Source organism: Acidovorax sp. sic0104, assembly GCF_019219095.1.
In the GTDB taxonomy this organism is placed as follows: domain Bacteria; phylum Pseudomonadota; class Gammaproteobacteria; order Burkholderiales; family Burkholderiaceae_C; genus Acidovorax.
Map to the genome: position 1 here is coordinate 146,411 of NZ_JAHUWH010000010.1, position 17,119 is coordinate 163,529.

The 17,119-nt window shown below is 65.3% G+C and carries 19 protein-coding genes and 1 tRNA gene; 7 read left to right on the plus strand and 13 right to left on the minus strand.

The features are described from left to right. Positions 1 to 121: 121 nt before the first annotated feature. The 5 genes from KW835_RS17075 to KW835_RS17095 form a co-directional block, all read right to left on the minus strand. Complete coding sequence (locus KW835_RS17075) at positions 122 to 901, minus strand: UDP-2,3-diacylglucosamine diphosphatase (protein WP_218384527.1); 780 nt, start codon at positions 899 to 901, stop codon at positions 122 to 124. Positions 902 to 992: 91 nt separating this feature from the next. After that, the gene (locus KW835_RS17080; RefSeq protein WP_218384529.1) at positions 993 to 1,499 is read right to left on the minus strand and encodes a peptidylprolyl isomerase; all 507 of its coding nucleotides are present in this window, start codon (positions 1,497 to 1,499) and stop codon (positions 993 to 995) included. Between the two features lie 41 nt (positions 1,500 to 1,540). Continuing rightward, a complete protein-coding gene (locus tag KW835_RS17085; RefSeq protein ID WP_218384531.1) occupies positions 1,541 to 2,122 on the minus strand; it encodes a peptidylprolyl isomerase in 582 nt (193 codons plus the stop codon). Next, the gene (locus KW835_RS17090) at positions 2,119 to 3,405 is read right to left on the minus strand and encodes a L,D-transpeptidase family protein (protein WP_218384735.1); all 1,287 of its coding nucleotides are present in this window, start codon (positions 3,403 to 3,405) and stop codon (positions 2,119 to 2,121) included. The genes KW835_RS17085 and KW835_RS17090 overlap by 4 nt, the downstream gene beginning before the upstream one ends. 76 nt (positions 3,406 to 3,481) lie before the next feature. Beyond that, positions 3,482 to 4,618 (minus strand): tetratricopeptide repeat protein, encoded by a 1,137-nt coding sequence (locus KW835_RS17095; RefSeq protein ID WP_218384533.1) that lies wholly within the window; start codon positions 4,616 to 4,618, stop codon positions 3,482 to 3,484. Positions 4,619 to 4,835: 217 nt separating this feature from the next. Here KW835_RS17095 and cysS point away from each other — a divergent pair, with 217 nt between their 5' ends. From cysS to KW835_RS17130, 7 genes are all read left to right on the plus strand, one after another. After that, positions 4,836 to 6,215, plus strand: a complete 1,380-nt coding sequence (gene cysS / locus KW835_RS17100) for a cysteine--tRNA ligase (protein ID WP_218384535.1) — start codon at positions 4,836 to 4,838, stop codon at positions 6,213 to 6,215. Positions 6,216 to 6,262: 47 nt separating this feature from the next. Beyond that, entirely contained in the window at positions 6,263 to 6,937 is a 675-nt protein-coding gene (locus KW835_RS17105; protein ID WP_370633641.1) for a DNA-3-methyladenine glycosylase, read from the plus strand. Between the two features lie 116 nt (positions 6,938 to 7,053). Continuing rightward, the gene (locus tag KW835_RS17110) at positions 7,054 to 8,031 is read left to right on the plus strand and encodes an acetyl-CoA carboxylase carboxyltransferase subunit alpha (protein ID WP_218384537.1); all 978 of its coding nucleotides are present in this window, start codon (positions 7,054 to 7,056) and stop codon (positions 8,029 to 8,031) included. A 202-nt stretch (positions 8,032 to 8,233) separates the two neighbouring features. Continuing rightward, positions 8,234 to 10,084, plus strand: a complete 1,851-nt coding sequence (locus KW835_RS17115) for a methyl-accepting chemotaxis protein (protein WP_218384539.1) — start codon at positions 8,234 to 8,236, stop codon at positions 10,082 to 10,084. A 165-nt stretch (positions 10,085 to 10,249) separates the two neighbouring features. Further along, positions 10,250 to 11,200: a tRNA lysidine(34) synthetase TilS gene (gene tilS, locus KW835_RS17120; RefSeq protein WP_218384541.1), complete on the plus strand. Its 951-nt coding sequence runs from the start codon at positions 10,250 to 10,252 to the stop codon at positions 11,198 to 11,200. Between the two features lie 116 nt (positions 11,201 to 11,316). Beyond that, positions 11,317 to 11,409 (plus strand) — tRNA-Ser (locus KW835_RS17125). A gap of 190 nt (positions 11,410 to 11,599) precedes the next feature. Further along, on the plus strand, positions 11,600 to 12,796 hold the full coding sequence (locus KW835_RS17130; RefSeq protein WP_218384543.1) for a site-specific integrase: 1,197 nt from the start codon (positions 11,600 to 11,602) through the stop codon (positions 12,794 to 12,796). Positions 12,797 to 12,817: 21 nt separating this feature from the next. On the opposite strand, the gene KW835_RS17135 is transcribed toward KW835_RS17130, so the two are convergent. From KW835_RS17135 to KW835_RS17170, 8 genes are read right to left on the minus strand one after another with little or no spacing between them, the layout of a single operon-like run. After that, the gene (locus tag KW835_RS17135) at positions 12,818 to 13,573 is read right to left on the minus strand and encodes a RusA family crossover junction endodeoxyribonuclease (protein WP_218384545.1); all 756 of its coding nucleotides are present in this window, start codon (positions 13,571 to 13,573) and stop codon (positions 12,818 to 12,820) included. 43 nt (positions 13,574 to 13,616) lie between these two features. Continuing rightward, positions 13,617 to 13,823 carry an AlpA family transcriptional regulator gene (locus tag KW835_RS17140; protein WP_218384547.1) on the minus strand — a complete coding sequence of 69 codons (207 nt, stop codon included), beginning with the start codon at positions 13,821 to 13,823 and terminating at the stop codon, positions 13,617 to 13,619. 2 nt (positions 13,824 to 13,825) lie between these two features. After that, on the minus strand, positions 13,826 to 14,119 hold the full coding sequence (locus KW835_RS17145; protein ID WP_218384549.1) for a DUF4406 domain-containing protein: 294 nt from the start codon (positions 14,117 to 14,119) through the stop codon (positions 13,826 to 13,828). An 11-nt stretch (positions 14,120 to 14,130) separates the two neighbouring features. Next, positions 14,131 to 14,346, minus strand: coding sequence for a hypothetical protein (locus KW835_RS17150; protein WP_218384550.1), 216 nt, complete (start codon positions 14,344 to 14,346; stop codon positions 14,131 to 14,133). Positions 14,347 to 14,349: 3 nt separating this feature from the next. Further along, positions 14,350 to 14,625 carry a hypothetical protein gene (locus KW835_RS17155; protein ID WP_255593606.1) on the minus strand — a complete coding sequence of 92 codons (276 nt, stop codon included), beginning with the start codon at positions 14,623 to 14,625 and terminating at the stop codon, positions 14,350 to 14,352. Between the two features lie 26 nt (positions 14,626 to 14,651). Beyond that, positions 14,652 to 14,870 (minus strand): hypothetical protein, encoded by a 219-nt coding sequence (locus KW835_RS17160; protein WP_218384558.1) that lies wholly within the window; start codon positions 14,868 to 14,870, stop codon positions 14,652 to 14,654. Continuing rightward, on the minus strand, positions 14,867 to 15,151 hold the full coding sequence (locus KW835_RS17165; protein WP_218384560.1) for a hypothetical protein: 285 nt from the start codon (positions 15,149 to 15,151) through the stop codon (positions 14,867 to 14,869). Before KW835_RS17165 ends, KW835_RS17160 begins: the two co-directional genes overlap by 4 nt. Then, positions 15,151 to 17,118, minus strand: coding sequence for a replication endonuclease (locus KW835_RS17170; RefSeq protein ID WP_218384562.1), 1,968 nt, complete (start codon positions 17,116 to 17,118; stop codon positions 15,151 to 15,153). The genes KW835_RS17165 and KW835_RS17170 overlap by 1 nt, the downstream gene beginning before the upstream one ends. Between the last annotated feature and the right edge of the window lies 1 nt (position 17,119).

Consider the following 17,119-nt stretch of genomic DNA (forward strand, 5'->3'; position numbering starts at 1 on the left):
GCCGCGGGGATTCAGACAAGGGCCTGTTGTCACTATTTTCGGGCAACGCCGCAGACGGCCCCCAGGCCGGTCAACCCGAAGGCAAGGGTCTTCGCGACCCCGAAAATAGTGATAACAGGCCCTACGTGGGGCCGAGGTCGATGCGTTCCAAGCCCGCGGGCGACAAACGCAGTGTTTCCAGGCGGGGGGGCAATGCGGCGGCATCCCAGTCGCTCAGTACCACGCGGGTCAGGCCTTGCGCCAATGGATGGACCGCCGGGCGATGGGTGTGGCCGTGCACGAGGGTGGCGGCCCTGGAGGCCTGCAGCCAGGCAATGGCGGCGGGGCTGTCCACGTCGGCATAGGTGGCGCCGGATTGTTTTTTGGCCTCGCTCTCCTGGCGGATGCCGCGCGCCTGCGCGCGCCGCGTGGCCAGGGGCTGCGCCAGGAAGGCGCTTTGCCAGGCGCTGCTGCGCGCCTGGACGCGAAAGCGCTGGTAGTCCACATCGTCCAGGCACAGCAGGTCGCCGTGGCTGAGCACGATGCGCTGGCCACCGAGGGTCAGCACGGTGGGGTCTGCCAGGCCGGTCATGCCGGTGCGCGCAAGAAAGCCGGGGCCGGCCAGGAAGTCGCGGTTGCCGTGCATGAAGTACAGCGGCATGCGCTGGGACGCGGCGGCCAGCGCCGCGCAGCCTTCGGCTTCAAAGCTGCCGGCTTCGTCGATGGCGTCGTCACCCACCCACACCTCGAACAGGTCGCCCAGGATGAACAGTGCGTCGGCCGTGGTGGTGTGCAGGTAGTGCCGGAACGCGGCCACCGTGGCGGGCTCGCTGGCCTGCAGGTGCAGGTCCGAAATGAATTCGACCGTGCGCCAGTGCGAAGGAGCGACAAGCTCCTCGAACCGGGGCACGGTCGTGGTCATAAAAAGGCCCGCGTCGGTCATCCCCCGCGCTGTGTGATGTGTGCGAGGCCCGGCACCGGGGCCGCCGCAGCGACACGGGGAAATGCCATGTTCAGAGTGCCACGGCCTTTTCGATGATCACGTCTTCCTTGGGCACGTCGTCGTGGAAGCCCTTGCGGCCCGTCTTCACGGCCTTGATCTTGTCCACCACGTCGGCACCCGAGACCACCTTGCCGAACACGGCATAGCCCCAGCCCTGCGCCGAGGGCGCGGTGTGGTTCAGGAAGCCGTTGTCGGCCACGTTGATGAAGAACTGGGCGGTGGCCGAGTGCGGGTCGCTCGTGCGGGCCATGGCCACGGTGTAGTTGGCGTTCTTCAGGCCATTGTTGGCTTCGTTCTCGATGGGCGCATCGGTGCCCTTTTGCGACATGCCGGGCTCGAAACCGCCGCCTTGCACCATGAATCCGGGGATCACGCGGTGGAAGATGGTGTTGTTGTAGTGGCCCTTGTTCACGTACGACAGGAAGTTGGCCACCGACTTGGGTGCCTTGGCTTCGTCGAGTTCCAGGGTGATGACGCCGTAGCCGGCGATGTGCAGTTCGACTTGGGGGTTGCTCATGGCAAGGTTCTTTCGATCAATGGGTCAATGAATTGAAGGGGTCACTTCACCAGCGTGGCGGAGTTGATGGTGACGGGCGTGTTGGGCACATTCTGGTACGGGCCCTTGTTGCCCACGGGCACGGCCTTGATCTTGTCGACCACGTCCGTGCCGCTCACCACCTTGCCGAACACGGCATAGCCGTGGCCGTCGGGCTGGGGCGCGTTGAGCATGGCGTTGTCCTTCACGTTGATGAAGAACTGTGCGGTGGCCGAGTTGGGGTTGCTCGTGCGCGCCATGGCAATGGTGTAGGTATCGTTCTTGAGGCCGTTGCTGGCTTCGAGCGGGATGGGCGCCTTGGTGGGTTTTTGCTGCATGTCGGCCGTGAAGCCGCCGCCTTGGATCATGAAGCCGTTCATCACGCGGTGGAACACCGTGCCGTCATAGTGCTTGTCGTTGACGTAGGCCAGGAAGTTCTCGACCGTCTTGGGCGCCTTGGCGGGGTCCAGCTGCACGACGATGTCGCCCATCGAGGTGGACAGCTTGACCTGGGGCGCATCCTGCGCCTGCACGTTTGCTACTGAAAATGTAGCTGCCAGCGCAATGCTGGCAAGCGCCAGGGTCGAATTTCTTCTGGAAATCATCCAATCACTCCTTCGAAAAATATCTGCCATTGTTGGCCCCGCCGCGCCCAGTACTGGCGCTTGACCGGGCCCGTGTGGGCGCCTTCGGCGACTTCGCCGAACGTTACCACCATGGTGTCGGCGGAATCTGTCCACCGCAGGTAAGACTTGTCTTTGAGATGGAGTTCCCGGCCCCGCAGCGCGCGGGTCTCGGCCTTGAGCACCTGGGTCCATTCCTCGAGCGGCTTCTTGCGGTAGGTCTGGAAGTCCGGCGCGTAAAAGCCCAGCAGCCGCGTCATGTCACCCTGGGTCTTGGCGTTGCGCCAGGCGTTGAGCACGGCATCGAACGACTTGCGCTCGGCGCTCACGCTGTGGGGCGCCACCCACTGCAGCTGGCGCGCGATCACAACGGGCGTGGATCGCGGCTCCACGGTGCGCAGGATGCGCTCCAGGTCGGGGTTGGCCAGCACCAGGCAGCCGTCGGTGGCCAGCGGCGCACGCGCGAACTGGTCGGGCGGCGTGCCGTGCAGCCAGATGCCGCCGCCGGTCTTGCCCCGGCTCTGGTCGAGCGGGTTGGGGTAGTTGATGGGCAGGGCCCCGGCGCCGTAGAAGTCCTTGAGCGTGGCGGGGTCCAGGCGGCTGGTGATGAAGTACACCCCGAGCGGCGTGCGCTGATCGCCTTCGATGGACTTTTCGGTGCCCAGCTTGCCGACCGACGCATAGTAGTCGGCGACCAACTGCAGCCCTTTGCTGGTGTTCTCGAAGAGGTACAGGCGCGAGCGCGACGCGTCCACGGCGATCGCATGGCGCGAGCGCGGCGACAGCTCCAGGAACTGCGCCGGGATGGAGTTCGCCGGCGGGCGGCTGCGCTGCGCGTCCACGCGCTGGCGGGACTCGTTGCGCAGCTCTTCGAGCACGCTGGCGGCCTGGATGCTGCGGGTGGTGTCCGGTTCGGGCACATCGCCCATGCGACGGATCGGCCGGGTGCGCGACATCAGCAGGTCGCCCACCGCCAGCTGGGCGAGCTGGAAGTTGGGGTAGTCGCGCGCCAGGCTCTCGGCCTGGGCCAGCGCTTCGCGTGGGCGGCCTTCGCCAATGAGCTTGTAGACCGCCAGCAGGCGCGACTCGGCCTGGCCGTCACGCAGCTCCGTGGGCGGCTTGGCGGCAGGCGCGGGCTCGGCGGTCGTGCGACGCTGCTTGTGGCTTTGGGCGATCGCAGGGCCGTGGCCGGCCTGCAAAAGCGCCGCCAGCAGCAGGGTGCCTGCCGCGGCCCGGCGGCGTCGTGCGGTCAGCTCCACCAGCATGCGGTCTAAGTTCGGAGAGGGCAAAAATGAAAAAACGCCTGCGCGGCAGGCGCAGGCGCTGTGCTCGGTGCCACGATCAACCGCCCGTGGATTCGCGGACGATGGCCCAGCGGCCGTTGTGGTTCACCAGATCAAGCGTCTTGCGGCTGGTGACGTTGAGCGCATCGGCGCTGTAGGCCTGGCGAAAACGGGCCGTGGCCTTGTCGCCGCTCACGGTGACGCTCAGGTCGGACAGCTGCACACTGATCTTGGACTTGCCCACGATGCGTGACTCACGCTCTTTCTCCCAGGCAGCACGCGTCTGGCGGCCCGGTGGGTCGAACGCCTTGCCGTAGGCACCCAGATAGGCGCCCATGTCCTTGGCAGCCCAGGCTGCGGCCCATGCCTGGACAGCGGATGTGACAGCCTGCACCGTTGCATCGGAGGCTGCTGCTGCTGAAGCCGGGGCGGGCGATGGAGCGGGTGCCGGTGCAGCCGCCGGAACGGGCGCTGCAGCAGACGCCGCTGGAGCTGCTGCTGACGACGGGGCCGGAGCCGGTGTTGGCGCTGGCTTGGCGGCCGGTGCAGGCGTGGCTGCTGCCACGGGCACTGGGGCTGGTGCCGGTGCGGCCGGGCGGGGCGCTGCTGTGGGGGCGGCACCGGTGGGTGCAGGCGCCGCAGCTGCGGGGCGGCCTGATTTGACGGCTGCGTCGGCGGTGAACAGGTCGCGGATCAGCGCGAGCTTGGGCTTGAGGGTGTTGGCGCTGGTGGCGTCAAGCTGCAAGGCCTTGTTGTAGGCCTGGCTGGCCAGCTTGGCGTAGATGTCACCCAGGTTCTCATGCGCCGTGGCGTAGCTCGGGTTCGTGCGGATCGCCATTTCCAGCGCAGTGCGGGCCTTGTCGAGCTGGTTCTGGTTGGCGTAGAGCACGGCCAGGTTGTTGTAGGGCTCGGGCAGCTCGGGATACTCTTCCGTGAGCTTGGTGAACGTGGCAATGGCATCGCTGGGCTTGCCGCTGTCGGCTTGTGCCACGCCGCGCAGGAAGCGCAGCTGCGGATCGCGCGGATTGGCCGCCAGGCGCTGGTCGGCCTTGACCAATGCCTCGGCCGCCTTGCCGGTCTTGAGCAGTTGTGCGATCTCGGAATAGTCATCGGCATGGGCCACGCCCGTGCTGAGCAGCGCGGTCAGCGCCGCCAGGCGCAGGAGTCGTGGAAGAGTGCGGAGGACTGGCTTCATGGAGGATTCCGGGGGGTTGAGCAGCGGCCCGCAGGAGCGGGGGCTTATACTGCGGCGGATTGTAGCTGAGGGGGTTGTCATGACGGAACGCTGTTGCCGCGGGTGATTTTGCTGAGGGCCCTCGTCTCGGCCCACCCCCTGCCGGGTGCTCTTGGCCCCCTGCTGCCGGGTGAAATTCAATTCACCCAACCACCCCCATCCCCGTGACTGAAATCCCATGAGTTTGCGCATCTACAACACGCTGTCGCGTGCATTGGAGGACTTTTCCCCGCTCGAAACCGGTCATGTGCGCATGTATGTGTGCGGCATGACCATCTATGACCTGTGCCACATCGGCCACGCCCGCATGATGATGGCGTTCGACGTGGTGCAGCGCTGGCTCAAGAGCAGCGGAATGCGCGTGACCTATGTGCGCAACATCACCGACATCGACGACAAGATCATCAAGCGCGCGCTCGAGCGGGGTATCACCATCCGCCAGCTCACCGACGAGATGATCGCGGCCATGCACCAGGACATCGGTCTCCTGGGCATCGAGCCCCCATCGCTCGAGCCCCGCGCCACCGAATACGTGCCCCAGATGCTCTCGCTCATCGGCCAGCTCGAAGGCAAGGGCCTGGCATACCGCGCGAGCAACGGAGACGTGAACTACGCGGTGCGCAAGTTCGACGGCTACGGCAAGCTGTCGGGCAAGTCTCTCGACGAGCTGCGCGCGGGTGAACGCGTGGCCGTGCTGGACGGCAAGGAAGACCCGCTCGACTTCGTGCTGTGGAAGTCCTCCAAGCCCGAGGAGCCGCCCGAGGCCAAGTGGGACAGCGAATTCGGCTCCGGCCGCCCCGGCTGGCACATCGAATGCTCGGCCATGTGCGGCGCCACGCTGGGCGAGACCTTCGACATCCACGGCGGCGGTGCGGACCTGCAGTTCCCCCATCACGAGAACGAGATCGCCCAGAGCGAGGGCGCCACGGGCAAGCCCCTGGCCAAATTCTGGGTGCACAACGGCTTCGTGCGGGTGGACAACGAGAAGATGTCCAAGAGCCTGGGCAACTTCTTCACCATCCGTGACGTTCTCAAGACCTACGACGCGGAAACCGTGCGCTTCTTCATCGTGCGCGCCCATTACCGCAGCGCGCTGAACTACAGCGATGCCCACCTGGACGACGCGCGCCAGGCCTTGAAACGCCTGTACACGGCGCTGAGCCTGGTGGCACCGGCCGATGTGGCGGCCATCGACTGGGCGGACCCGCACGCCGCGCGCTTCAAGGCCGCGATGGACGAGGACTTCGGCACGCCCGAGGCGGTGGCGGTGCTGTTCGACCTGGCGGGCGAGGTCAACAAGACCCGCTCTGTCGAGCTGGCGGGCCTGCTCAAGGCGTTGGGCGGGTGCCTGGGCATCCTGCAGGGTGACCCGAAGGGCTTCCTGCAGGCGGGCGCCAGCGTGAACCGCATGGACATCGAGGCGCAGATCGCTGCCCGCGCCGCCGCCAAGGCCGGCAGGGACTTTGCCGAGGCCGACCGCATCCGCCAGGCGCTGCTCGCCCAGGGCATCGTGCTCAAGGACTCCGCTGCCGGCACGACATGGGAAGCCGCGCAGTGAGCCCCTGTTATGTGCAAAAAATGCCTCCGGGGCTGATGGAGTAAGCGGTGGCAGCTTCTAAAAAGATAGCGGTCGATGCCGCAGCGCCGCCGTTGGTGCTTGCCACGCCGGACTACTGGGCCGAGGCTTGCAAGCATCTGGTCAAGAAAGACCGGGTGATGAAGCGCCTGATCCCGCAGTTCGGCGACGCCGCATTGCAGACCCGTGGCGACGCGTTCATCACTCTGGCGCGCTCCATCGTGGGCCAGCAGGTCTCCGTCAGCGCGGCCCAGGCCGTGTGGGAGCGTTTCGTGGCGCTGCTGCCACGCGGCATGAAGCCGTCCAGCGTGCTCAAGCTCAAGATCGACGACATGCGTGCGGCGGGCCTGTCGGCCCGCAAGGTGGACTACCTGGTGGACCTTGCCATGCACTTCGAGAGCGGCAAGCTCCACGTGAAGGACTGGGCGGCGATGGACGACGAGGCCATCATCGCCGAGCTGGTGGCCATCCGCGGCATCGGCCGGTGGACGGCCGAGATGTTCCTCATCTTCTACCTGATGCGGCCCAACGTATTGCCCCTGGACGACCCGGGGTTGATCGCCGGCATCAGCCACAACTACTTTTCGGGCGACCCGGTCAGCCGCAGTGACGCGCGCGAAGTCGCCGAGGCATGGAAGCCCTGGAGCAGCGTGGCAACTTGGTATATTTGGCGCTCGCTCGACCCCCAGCCGGTGGCGTACTGAGCGCGGCTTGAACGGTGGCGCAGCCTGGCGCGCTTTACAAAACTCGTTACACGTCGGTTACAGTTCGGGCCATTCGTGGCTGCCGTCCACCGGCGCGAGCCCTTAGGAGAATAACGTTGGCGAAAAAGACCTTTCTGGATTTCGAACAGCCCATCGCGGAACTCGAATCCAAAATTGAAGAACTGCGCTACGTGCAGACCGAAAGTGCCGTCGATATCTCGGAAGAGATCGACCAGCTGAGCAAGAAGAGCCAGCAGCTCACCAAGGACATCTACAGCGAGCTGTCGCCCTGGCAGATCACCAAGATCGCCCGCCACCCCGAGCGCCCCTACACGCTCGACTACGTGCGCGACATCTTCACCGACTTCGTGGAGCTGCATGGCGACCGCCATTACGCGGACGACCAGTCCATCGTCGGGGGGCTCGCGCGCTTCAACGGCCACGCCTGCATGGTGCTGGGCCACCAGAAGGGCCGCGACACGAAGGAGCGCGCCATGCGCAACTTCGGCATGAGCAAGCCCGAGGGCTACCGCAAGGCCCTGCGCCTGATGAAGACGGCCGAGAAGTTCAAGCTGCCGGTCTTCACCTTCGTGGACACCCCTGGCGCCTATCCCGGCATCGACGCCGAGGAGCGCGGCCAGTCCGAGGCCATCGGCCGCAACATCTTCGAGATGGCGCAGCTCGAGGTGCCCATCATCACCACCATCATCGGAGAAGGTGGCTCCGGCGGTGCGCTGGCCATCAGCGTGGCCGACCAGGTCGTGATGCTGCAGTACGCCATCTATTCCGTGATCAGCCCCGAGGGCTGCGCCTCCATCCTCTGGAAGACCAGCGACAAGGCCCAGGAAGCGGCCGATGCCCTGGGCATCACCGCGCACCGTCTCAAGGCCCTGGGCCTGGTGGACAAGATCGTGAACGAACCCGTGGGCGGCGGGCACCGCGACCACAAGCAGATGGCCGCTTTCCTCAAGCGCGCGCTGGGCGATGCATTCCGCCAAGTGGCCGACCTCAAGGTCAAGGATCTGCTGGAGCGCCGCTACGAGCGCCTGCAGAGCTACGGCCGGTTCAGCGACACCAAGGCGGACAGCCGCTGACGCAATCGTGGTCCGTGCCGGGCGAGGCTGACCGCTCCCGCCGGAGTCTCGCCACAGCCTTTTGACCTACGGCCCTTCGGGGCCGTTTGTCGTTTTGGCGCCAACGCACCCGTTACGGCGAGGGCGCACCCGCTGGCGCTGCGATTGCAACCGGATGTAGCATGGCAGTGTCCTCCGCATCCGGGGGATTCGGGGGTGCCGCATGTCGCTGCTCAAGACGCTCAAGGGTCAGATCCTTGCACTATCCACGGCCTGCCTGGTCCTGGCGCTGTTGGTGCTCACCGTGGCCAACTTCCTGGTGGCGCGCACCCAGGCCCGAGAAAGCCTCATCGAGGAGAGCCTGGCCACCGCCAAAAGCCATGTGGAAACCATCGAGGAGTGGGGTCGCGGCAAGGCCATGATCGTCGCGGCCTCGCTGGTCGCCTTCGAGGAGCCCGAGCCTGCCAAGACCCTCGCCTTGCTGCGCGATGCGGGCAAGTTCTCCACGTTCTATTTCGGGTTCGCCGACAAGAAGTACGTCTTCTCCGAAACGCGCAGCCTGCCGCCCGACTATGACCCCACCGCGCGGCCCTGGTACAAGCAGGCGGCGGCCGCGGGTGGCCCGATCATCACGCCGCCGTACATCTCGGCATCCGACGGCAAGCTGGTCGTCACCTTCGCATCGCCCTCGGGGGCCGGGTCCGCGCTCAAGGGGGTGGCTGCGGGCGACGTCTCCATGGAGTCCGTGGTGGCCACCGTCGCATCGGTGCGGCCCACGCCGCAGAGCTTCGGCTTCATGGCGTCGGCTGACGGCAAGATCATCGCCCACCCCGATGCCGCGCTCACGCTCAAGCCCCTGACCGACCTGGCGCCCGGCCTCACCTCCGAAAAGCTACAGGCCGCCGCCAAGGCCAAGGACCTGCTGGGCATCGAGATCGGTGGCCGCCAGCGGCTGCTCACGGTGGTGCCCATCGCCGGCACCAGCTGGATGCTGGTGGTGGCGCTCGACGAAAGCGAGGCGCTTGCCCCCATCCGCGCGATGCTGACCACCTCGGTGCTCTCCAGCATCGTGGTGCTGGCCATCGCCGTTGCCCTGCTGGCGGCCGTGCTGACGCAGCGCCTGCGCCGCCTCACCCAGGTGCGCGACGCGATGCACGAGGTGGGCGAGGGCGACGGCGACCTCTCGCGCCGCATCGACACCCATGGCGAGGACGAACTGGCCCAGATCGCATCTAGCTTCAACAACTTCGCCGGCAAGCTCTCGGGCGTGCTCGCGCAGATTCGCGAGGCCAGTGGATCGGTGCGCGTGGCGGCCGAAGAGATCGCCACCGGCAACCATGATCTGAGCGGACGCACCGAACTCACGGCCTCCAGCCTGGAGCAAACCTCGGCGTCCATGCAGCAGCTCACCGAGACCGTGCGGCACAACGCCGACGCCGCACGCCAGGCCAACCAGCTCGTCGCGCAGGCCTCCAGCGTCGCGCAGCACGGCGGCAAGGTCGTGGGCAACGTGGTGACCACCATGGACCAGATCAACGCGGCTTCGCGCAAGATCAACGACATCATCGGCGTGATCGACGGCATCGCGTTCCAGACCAACATCCTGGCGCTGAACGCGGCGGTGGAAGCCGCGCGGGCAGGCGAGCAGGGCCGTGGCTTTGCGGTGGTGGCGGGCGAGGTGCGCAGCCTGGCGCAGCGCAGTGCCGAGGCGGCGCGTGAGATCAAGACGTTGATCAACACCTCCGTCGAGCAGGTCGAGAACGGTTCGCGCCTGGTGCACGATGCCGGCGCCACCATGACCGACATCGTTACCTCCGTGCAGCGTGTGACGGACATCATGGCCGAGATCACCGCGTCCACCAACGAGCAGAGCACCAGCATCAACGAAGTGGGCCAGGCCGTATCGCACCTGGACCAGATGACGCAGCAGAACGCTGCGCTGGTGGAGCAGAGCGCCGCTGCAGCTCAAAGCCTCAAGGACCAGTCGGTGCGGCTGTCCGAGGTGGTGGGCACGTTCCGCCTGTCCACCGACACGGCGCATGCTGCGCCGCGCCTGGGCGCGCCCGGCCATTGAGCCGCCGCCGCTCCGTGGGCGCCTTGCGACCGGTGGGCCGTGCTGGCAGGGCGCTCGGTCCGCCGCCGCGATAATCCGGCCCATGTACCGTCGTCGTCCCCGGGCCCTGGCAGGCTTCCTGTTTCATTGCGTTGACGCAGCCGCCCGGCTGGGCAAGGGCTGGGCGTGACCCAGTCTTTCGACGCCGCGATCCAGGCCTTTGCCCCCGCGCTCCCGTTGGCCGTGGGTTTGAGTGGCGGGGCTGACTCCACCGCGTTGCTTGTGGCCTGCGCGCGGCGCTGGCCAGGACAGGTGCAGGCCGTGCATGTCCACCATGGCCTTCAAGCCGCCGCCGACGGCTTCGAGCGCCATTGCGCCAGCCTGTGCCAGACCCTGGACGTGCCGCTCACCGTGCGGCGCCTTGATGCGCGAGCAGCACCCGGCCAAAGCCCTGAGGACGCGGCACGGCAAGCGCGCTACAAGGCTTTTGATGGCCTGGCGCTCGGCCAGCAAGCGCTGCCAGCTATCCAATCGATAGCACTTGCGCAACATGCCGACGATCAGGTCGAGACCGTGCTGCTGGCGCTTTCAAGGGGCGCTGGCGTGGCGGGGCTGGCGGCGATGCCTGCGCAATGGGAACGTGCAGGCCTGCAGTGGCACCGCCCGCTGCTGCAGGTGGCGGGCGCCGACGTGCGCGCCTGGGTGCAGGCGCAGGGCCATGCGTGGATCGAAGACCCCACCAACACCGACACGCGCTTCACCCGCAACCGCATCCGCGCGCAGTTGTTGCCCGTACTGGACGCTGCCTTTCCAGCGTTTCGCGATACCTTTGCGCGGTCTGCATCGCACGCGGCCCAAGCGGCGCAACTGCTGGAGGAGCTGGCTCGCGAGGACGTGCAACTCACGGGAATGCCCCCTGAAATCAAGATTTTGCAGCGCCTGAGCCGTGCAAGGCAGGCCAACGTGCTGCGCCACTGGCTGCGCACGAGCCACCAGACGACCCCGGCCGCGGCGCAATTGGCGGAGCTGCTCGACCAGATCCAGGCCTGCACGACCCGGGGCCACGGCATCCGGATCAAGGTGGGGCGGGGCTTTGTGGTGCGGCAAGGTCCGACACTCGATTGGTGCGACGCATAGTGTGTCTTGGGCTGCTCGTCCGCCGCCCGCACAATGCCCGAGAGACGGACCCGAGGGCGCCCGAACTGCCGGAACCACCAAAAAGTGCCTTTGAAATGAGGCATAATGGCGGGATTGGAAACGTGACCGAGTGGCCGAAGGTGCTCCCCTGCTAAGGGAGTATGGGGTGTAGAGCCTCATCGAGGGTTCGAATCCCTCCGTTTCCGCCAGAGCTAAAAAAACCCGCCCTAAACCAGCGGGTTTTTTTACGCCTGTGCTGGGCGTTGACCCCATATAAAACAACGTGGTACGCTATGTTTCATGGTGTTTTATACAGTATCTTTGCAAGCAGCACCCAAACGGTTTCCATGCTCAATGCAAATTTTTATGGCCTATATGATGGCCTACAGAAATTGAGCCATGCCGAAGCGAATCCTTGAAATGACCGCGTTAGAGGTTTCCAGGCTGCGCGTGGAAGGCTCGCACGCTGTGGGCGGGGTCAGCGGCTTGTATCTGCGGATTGAAGGTGGGTCGCGCACGTGGGTGCTGCGCTACGTGCACATGCGTCAGCGTCGGCGGATGGGCCTGGGCAGCTATCCAGGTGTGACGCTGGCCGCCGCGCGTGATGCGGCCCGCGCTGCGCTGGGCCAGCGTGACGCGGGTGCCGACCCCATCAAGACGCGCCAGGAGGAACGCGAGGCCGCGCGCCTGGCCGCAGCTCAGCGGCTGGAGTTCGACAAGGCCGCCGATGCCTTCATCACCGAACACGAAAGCACCTGGCGAAATGCCAAGCACGCCCAGCAGTGGCGTAACACGCTCACCACATACGCGTCGCCGCACTTCGGCCGGCTGTCTGTCTCCGAGATTGACCAGGCCCACGTGCTGCGCGCTCTATCGCCAATCTGGAAGACGAAGACCGAAACAGCCACCCGGGTGCGTGGGCGAATTGAACAGGTGCTGGATTGGGCAACCGCCCACGGCCACCGCAGTGGCCCCAACCCGGCCCGCTGGCGCGGGCAGTTGGAACACATCCTGGCCAACCCGGAAAAGGTCGCCCCGGTCAAACACCGCGCTGCAGTGCCCGTGGCCGATCTGCCGGCCGCCTATCAGCAGATAGCCGCTGTGGACGGGCAAAGCGCCCGCGCGCTTTGCTTCTTGATCTTGACTGCCGTGCGCTCTGGCGAGGTGCGCGGCATGGTGTGGAGCGAGGTCGATCTAGACGCGGCCTTGTGGGTCATTCCCGCCGAACGGATGAAGTCCAACCGGGAACACCGCGTGCCCCTCTCGCGCCAGGCCGTGGCGCTGTTGCGCATTCAGGAGGCCGCGCGCGAGGAACTGGTGGAACACGTTTTCCCAAGCAATCGCAAAGGTCCTCTCTCTGACATGGCATTCACCGCGCTGATGCGCCGCCATAAGTTGGCAGCCGTGCCCCACGGTTTCCGCAGCACATTTCGAGATTGGGCGGGCGAAACCACGCACCACCCACGCGATGCGGTGGAACTGTGCCTCGCGCACACCATCGACACCAAGACGGAAGCCGCTTACCGCCGCGGCGACATGTTTGAAAAACGCGCTGTCATCATGCAGGAGTGGGCTGACTATGCATGCGCCATGTAGCTCAGCGCTTCCATGTAGAAACTATGCTTGTTTCTTCAGCCGTGGCGCTGTGCGTCTTGTGAGGCCGACCGCCGCAGCTCGTTGCAGCAACTGGGGCACTGTGAGTATCGTCTCGGGAGGAAAACTGTTTAGCCGAGTGCGATGGAAATCCCAGGTTGAGGTAATGAGATATTGGTCAGCATGTGCACCCAGTGCCTTCATCAATTTTGCAGTGCGTCGGTGCCGCCTGCGTGCCAAGACCACCACACACGCGCCAAATACAGACTTGAGACTCGAAAAATCGGAATTTATTGCGATGCACATCGCATCCCAATATCGGATGAACTTCAATTGTTCCTTGCTCAAGCAATCGTCATTAGAGAATTGCACCTGCAATCTCAGTACGTTATAACTAAGTTGGTCATTTCTGCTCAACCAAAATGTGTGAATAGAGCCAATCTGCGAATCATCTATGAGAACACCTTGAGGCCCAATCAAGGAATCTAAGATTGGCTTTGTAATGTTGTCGATGTCGCCGACTTTGTCTGTATCTTGTCGTTCAACGCTATGGAGATACCAAGCCAGCTCGATCTGCACACTTCCAGAGATGAGCCATTTGAACTTAGACAGTTCATTGCGGATACCCTGCACAAGCTCAATTCGGCGCGCTGCTCTGGATTGGGTGCTAATAATTTCGTCGAAATGCATCTCGATTGCAATCTCGGCTGTTGCGAGTTCCTCGACTACATATTCGCGGTCAGGCGTGCAGTTTGAACATTCAATTTTGATTACAGTCACTACCTATCCTTTTCTACAAATGTGCCCAAGGCGCGTAGTGATCTTAATCCGGCTTTGACTCGACATTCGTTGTCCAAGCTTTTGGGCAACTATGTAGCCACTCTGCGACCTCACTTATCAGCCAGAACAACTTGGACCCCATCTTGCGCGGGTGGGGAAACCCGCGTTGCTCAATAAGCGCGCGCAAGGTGTTTTCCACAATGTCCAGTTCGTCCAGCAGCTGCACTTTGTTGAAAGTAAGGTGCTTCATGGTCATTGCCTCTCTGCATGGATGACTTGAAAGCCCAGGCCCACCGCCAGCCCGTGCTCGACCTTCGCACCGCGCGACTTTTCCCATCCAGGCAGCAGGTACACCGCATCGCACGTTACCAGCCGCGCAATGTCCATGCGCATGCAGTCCAGCCACTGGGCCTTGGGGTCAGCGTTGATTTCGGCGGGGTTCTCCACATGGTGGCCCTGGGCGCGCAGCGCCGCCGCTGCTGCGTGGAAGGCCGGAAAGTTCAGGTCGGGGTAGCCCGTCATCGGGCCTGCAACGTAGATTCGCATGGTGGCCCTCCCTATCGACTCACGCGCCGGCCCATCACCAGGCTGGGCGGTTGATTGGCCGCGCTGCGGTGCCGCAACTCGGGGCAGGTGTAGGGCTTGCCTGTCTTCCAGCTCATGCTGATTGACTGCGCGGTGCTGTAGTCCACGCGCTCCGCCTGCCTGATCTGAGCCCAGCGCGATGGCGCCACGGGATGAGCGAGGCCCGGCGCGTTCTTTGGTTTCGCCATGGTTCAAGCCTCCGCGCGTTCTTCGATGCGCTCCACGCGCAGCACGTTCTTGCCGCTCGTGATGTGCGCATTGGCCTCGGCCTGTTCGGCGTTGGCAGCCTTCACGCGGATGGTTGGCAGCAGATCGGCGTCGGCCAGGTCTTCCACGTCCGACAGCGTGACGCCCTTGGGCACCAGCGTGGCGCGGTAGCTGCGCAGCCGTTGGATGCCATGCACCGGCACGCTTTGTGGCGCGCCCTTTGCCATGTATTTGTCGATGTAGGTCTGTTGGTTTTGCATGCTTGCTTTCTCGGTGGGTGACTACTTCAGGCCACCAGCTGCAGCTGGGCCTGGGCGGGGTTGCTGATGGGGGCTGCGGGCTGACGGCGGCGGCGGCGCGGCTTGGCGGCATCGGCCAGGCGCTGGCGCTCCGCGTCGAACACGGCGCGCAGGTGTTCTGGCGTGGTGCCGGCTTGCGACACGTAGCCGCCATGCAGCGGGCGCTGGTAGCAATGCACGCGGGGTTCAGTGCGCTTTGCATTCATGGTTTGCACTCCTTTCGGTCGGTGGTGGGTTGGAAAAGGTCGGCGCGCGTGATGCGCACGGTGGAAAGCGCGGTCAACAGGTCGGGCAGCAGCTCGGCCGGTGCCTCCAGCACTTCGCGTTTCATCTGGTCGCGGGCGGCCTGGCTGTCGCCCATGTCGTCGCAGCGGCGGCGCGCAGCCAGTAGCACCTGGGCCTGCAGCGGGGTGGGCTTGCGGCCCGTTTCGGCCATGCCGCTGCGCGCCTCGGTGGCGGTGGTGTGTTTTGGCGCTTGTTTTTTCATCAGTGCCACGCCTCCGTGGACTGCATGGCGCGCAATGCGCGGAACTGGGCCACCGTTTCAGGCTTGCACCAGTCCTCTTTGACGTGGCAGCTAGGGGGCACCAACTCCCGGATCAGCTCGCCCGTGATGCGGGCCGTACAGTTATTGAAACCAGTCCAAGCGCGCGGCAAAGCCGCGCGGGCCGTGGCCGTGCCGTCGCCCTGCGCTTGTCCTGATGCAGCCTTGGAGTCCACCGCATGCGCCGCAATGGCCACCTCATCCACCACGGGCGCCCACGCAATGCGGCGGCTCACCAGCCAGCGCCCGCACATGCGCCCGCGCTGCGGCTGCAGGCCCACGATGCGGCCCACTTTCACTTCCTCGCCGTATTTGTTCACCTGGCCGGCCTCGGGCGTGCGGTGCGCCGTGCGCAAGTGCCATTTCTTGCGGGGCAGGGCATGGCCGCCCATGGCCTCCATGAAGATGCGCCAGTCGGCCTTAATCTCCCCATGCCGGTGGCAGGCGTTGAAAGCGCGCACCGTTGCCCGGTCGCCTTCCTGCGCGAACAGTTCCAACTGGTCGCCCGTCACGCGGCGCAGCTCGCGCCACACCGTCACGCTGGGCATGCCGATGGTTTGAAACTGCCGAATGCTCCAGTGCGCGGCCCAGGCGTCCACACGGCGGTGGCCTGCGCCTGATTCCTTCACGTCGCGCGGATTGGTGGCGCCGAAGTCCATGGCGATCTGCTGGCCGTCCACCATGTCCTGGTGCTCAGCCAGTGCCAGGTGGCCCACGCTCTTGGCGATGTACTTAGCCACGTAACCAGCGGCACCGCCCTTCACCATGCGCTTGATGTTCACGCGGTTCTCCGCCGCACCGCGTTCGTCGCCGTCCTCGCTCAGCCAGTAGTGGCGCACCTTGGCTTCGATGGCCTGCGCTCCCGCTTCATCCTCGGCCCAGATAAGCGCATGCCAGTGCGGCGTGGCGTCGTGGTGCGGTTCAGCCACGCGCAGGCCATACATGCGCACGCCCTTGCGCGCCAGCGCTGCCCGAGTCTTGGCCCACATATCGCGCAGCCACAGTTGGCCGTCGCGCGGAGTGGCGCCGCAATACTTCTTGTTCGGCACGGGGCGGCCACCGCTGCCCAGCTTCACGGGGTGGAACTTGCTGGGCAGCGTCAACGTGACGAACAGGCCCACATGCACGCGGGCGTCGGCGTATTCCTCCGCGCCCCTGATGCGCGTCATCAGCTCGCCACCGCGCACGATGGGGTTTGCTGTGCCCAGTTCGGCCAGCTCGCGCAGCGTGTACACCTGGCCCGCCTCATTGCGGAACAGCGTGCGGTCCAGGGCCTCGGCGTTGCGCTTCACCTGCGCCTGGCGGCGCGCCAGCCCGTCATGGCTGACATACCCGCCCAGGCCCTTGTGCACGCGGCCCATGCCAATGTTTCCGCCCTCGACTACGCGCGCAACATGCACGCGCAGACGGCGGCGCCACCACGCGGCATCCTGTGCCCGCTTGATGGCGGGTTCGCCCGCAATGGGCTTGTCTTCAATGATGCCCACGCAGCGCACCAGCAACCGGATGCTGTCCACGCGCTCCGCGAGGCTGGCGCCCTGGCCAATGGCCAGCGCGTCCAGTTCGTCGGCCTCGCCCGCCAGCTTCTTGGCCATGTCGCAGATGGCCACGTCATCCAGATTCCAGAGCGCTGCAGCACCAAAGCGGTCTTCATAGTCCGCAATGGACTGCAGCATGTCCCACGCCTGCGCCCACTCGGGTGGCTCCTGCAGCCATTCCTGCACGGTCTTTTCCGCTGCCAGCAGTGGGGGCGCTGTGGGCGCCAGGCGCTCGCGTACCGCCGCCTGCCAACTGGCTGGCGCACACCGAATCACGCGCTCCAAGTGCCCGCGCGCCATGTGCAGCGTGGGCTTGTTCGCGTTCCATTCAGCCAGGCTGCCGTTGGGCAGCTTGCGCGGTATCGTGGGCATG

Bases quoted from the DNA above. Each gene is read 5' to 3' on its own strand.
- KW835_RS17075 (WP_218384527.1), bottom strand. From the start codon at position 901: ATGACCACGACCGTGCCCCGGTTCGAGGAGCTTGTCGCTCCTTCGCAC.
- KW835_RS17080 (WP_218384529.1), bottom strand. From the start codon at position 1,499: ATGAGCAACCCCCAAGTCGAACTGCACATCGCCGGCTACGGCGTCATC.
- KW835_RS17085 (WP_218384531.1), bottom strand. From the start codon at position 2,122: ATGATTTCCAGAAGAAATTCGACCCTGGCGCTTGCCAGCATTGCGCTG.
- KW835_RS17090 (WP_218384735.1), bottom strand. From the start codon at position 3,405: ATGCTGGTGGAGCTGACCGCACGACGCCGCCGGGCCGCGGCAGGCACC.
- KW835_RS17095 (WP_218384533.1), bottom strand. From the start codon at position 4,618: ATGAAGCCAGTCCTCCGCACTCTTCCACGACTCCTGCGCCTGGCGGCG.
- cysS (WP_218384535.1), top strand. From the start codon at position 4,836: ATGAGTTTGCGCATCTACAACACGCTGTCGCGTGCATTGGAGGACTTT.
- KW835_RS17115 (WP_218384539.1), top strand. From the start codon at position 8,234: ATGTCGCTGCTCAAGACGCTCAAGGGTCAGATCCTTGCACTATCCACG.
- KW835_RS17130 (WP_218384543.1), top strand. From the start codon at position 11,600: ATGCCGAAGCGAATCCTTGAAATGACCGCGTTAGAGGTTTCCAGGCTG.
- KW835_RS17140 (WP_218384547.1), bottom strand. From the start codon at position 13,823: ATGAAGCACCTTACTTTCAACAAAGTGCAGCTGCTGGACGAACTGGAC.
- KW835_RS17145 (WP_218384549.1), bottom strand. From the start codon at position 14,119: ATGCGAATCTACGTTGCAGGCCCGATGACGGGCTACCCCGACCTGAAC.
- KW835_RS17150 (WP_218384550.1), bottom strand. From the start codon at position 14,346: ATGGCGAAACCAAAGAACGCGCCGGGCCTCGCTCATCCCGTGGCGCCA.
- KW835_RS17155 (WP_255593606.1), bottom strand. From the start codon at position 14,625: ATGCAAAACCAACAGACCTACATCGACAAATACATGGCAAAGGGCGCG.
- KW835_RS17160 (WP_218384558.1), bottom strand. From the start codon at position 14,870: ATGAATGCAAAGCGCACTGAACCCCGCGTGCATTGCTACCAGCGCCCG.
- KW835_RS17165 (WP_218384560.1), bottom strand. From the start codon at position 15,151: ATGAAAAAACAAGCGCCAAAACACACCACCGCCACCGAGGCGCGCAGC.
- KW835_RS17170 (WP_218384562.1), bottom strand. From the start codon at position 17,118: ATGCCCACGATACCGCGCAAGCTGCCCAACGGCAGCCTGGCTGAATGG.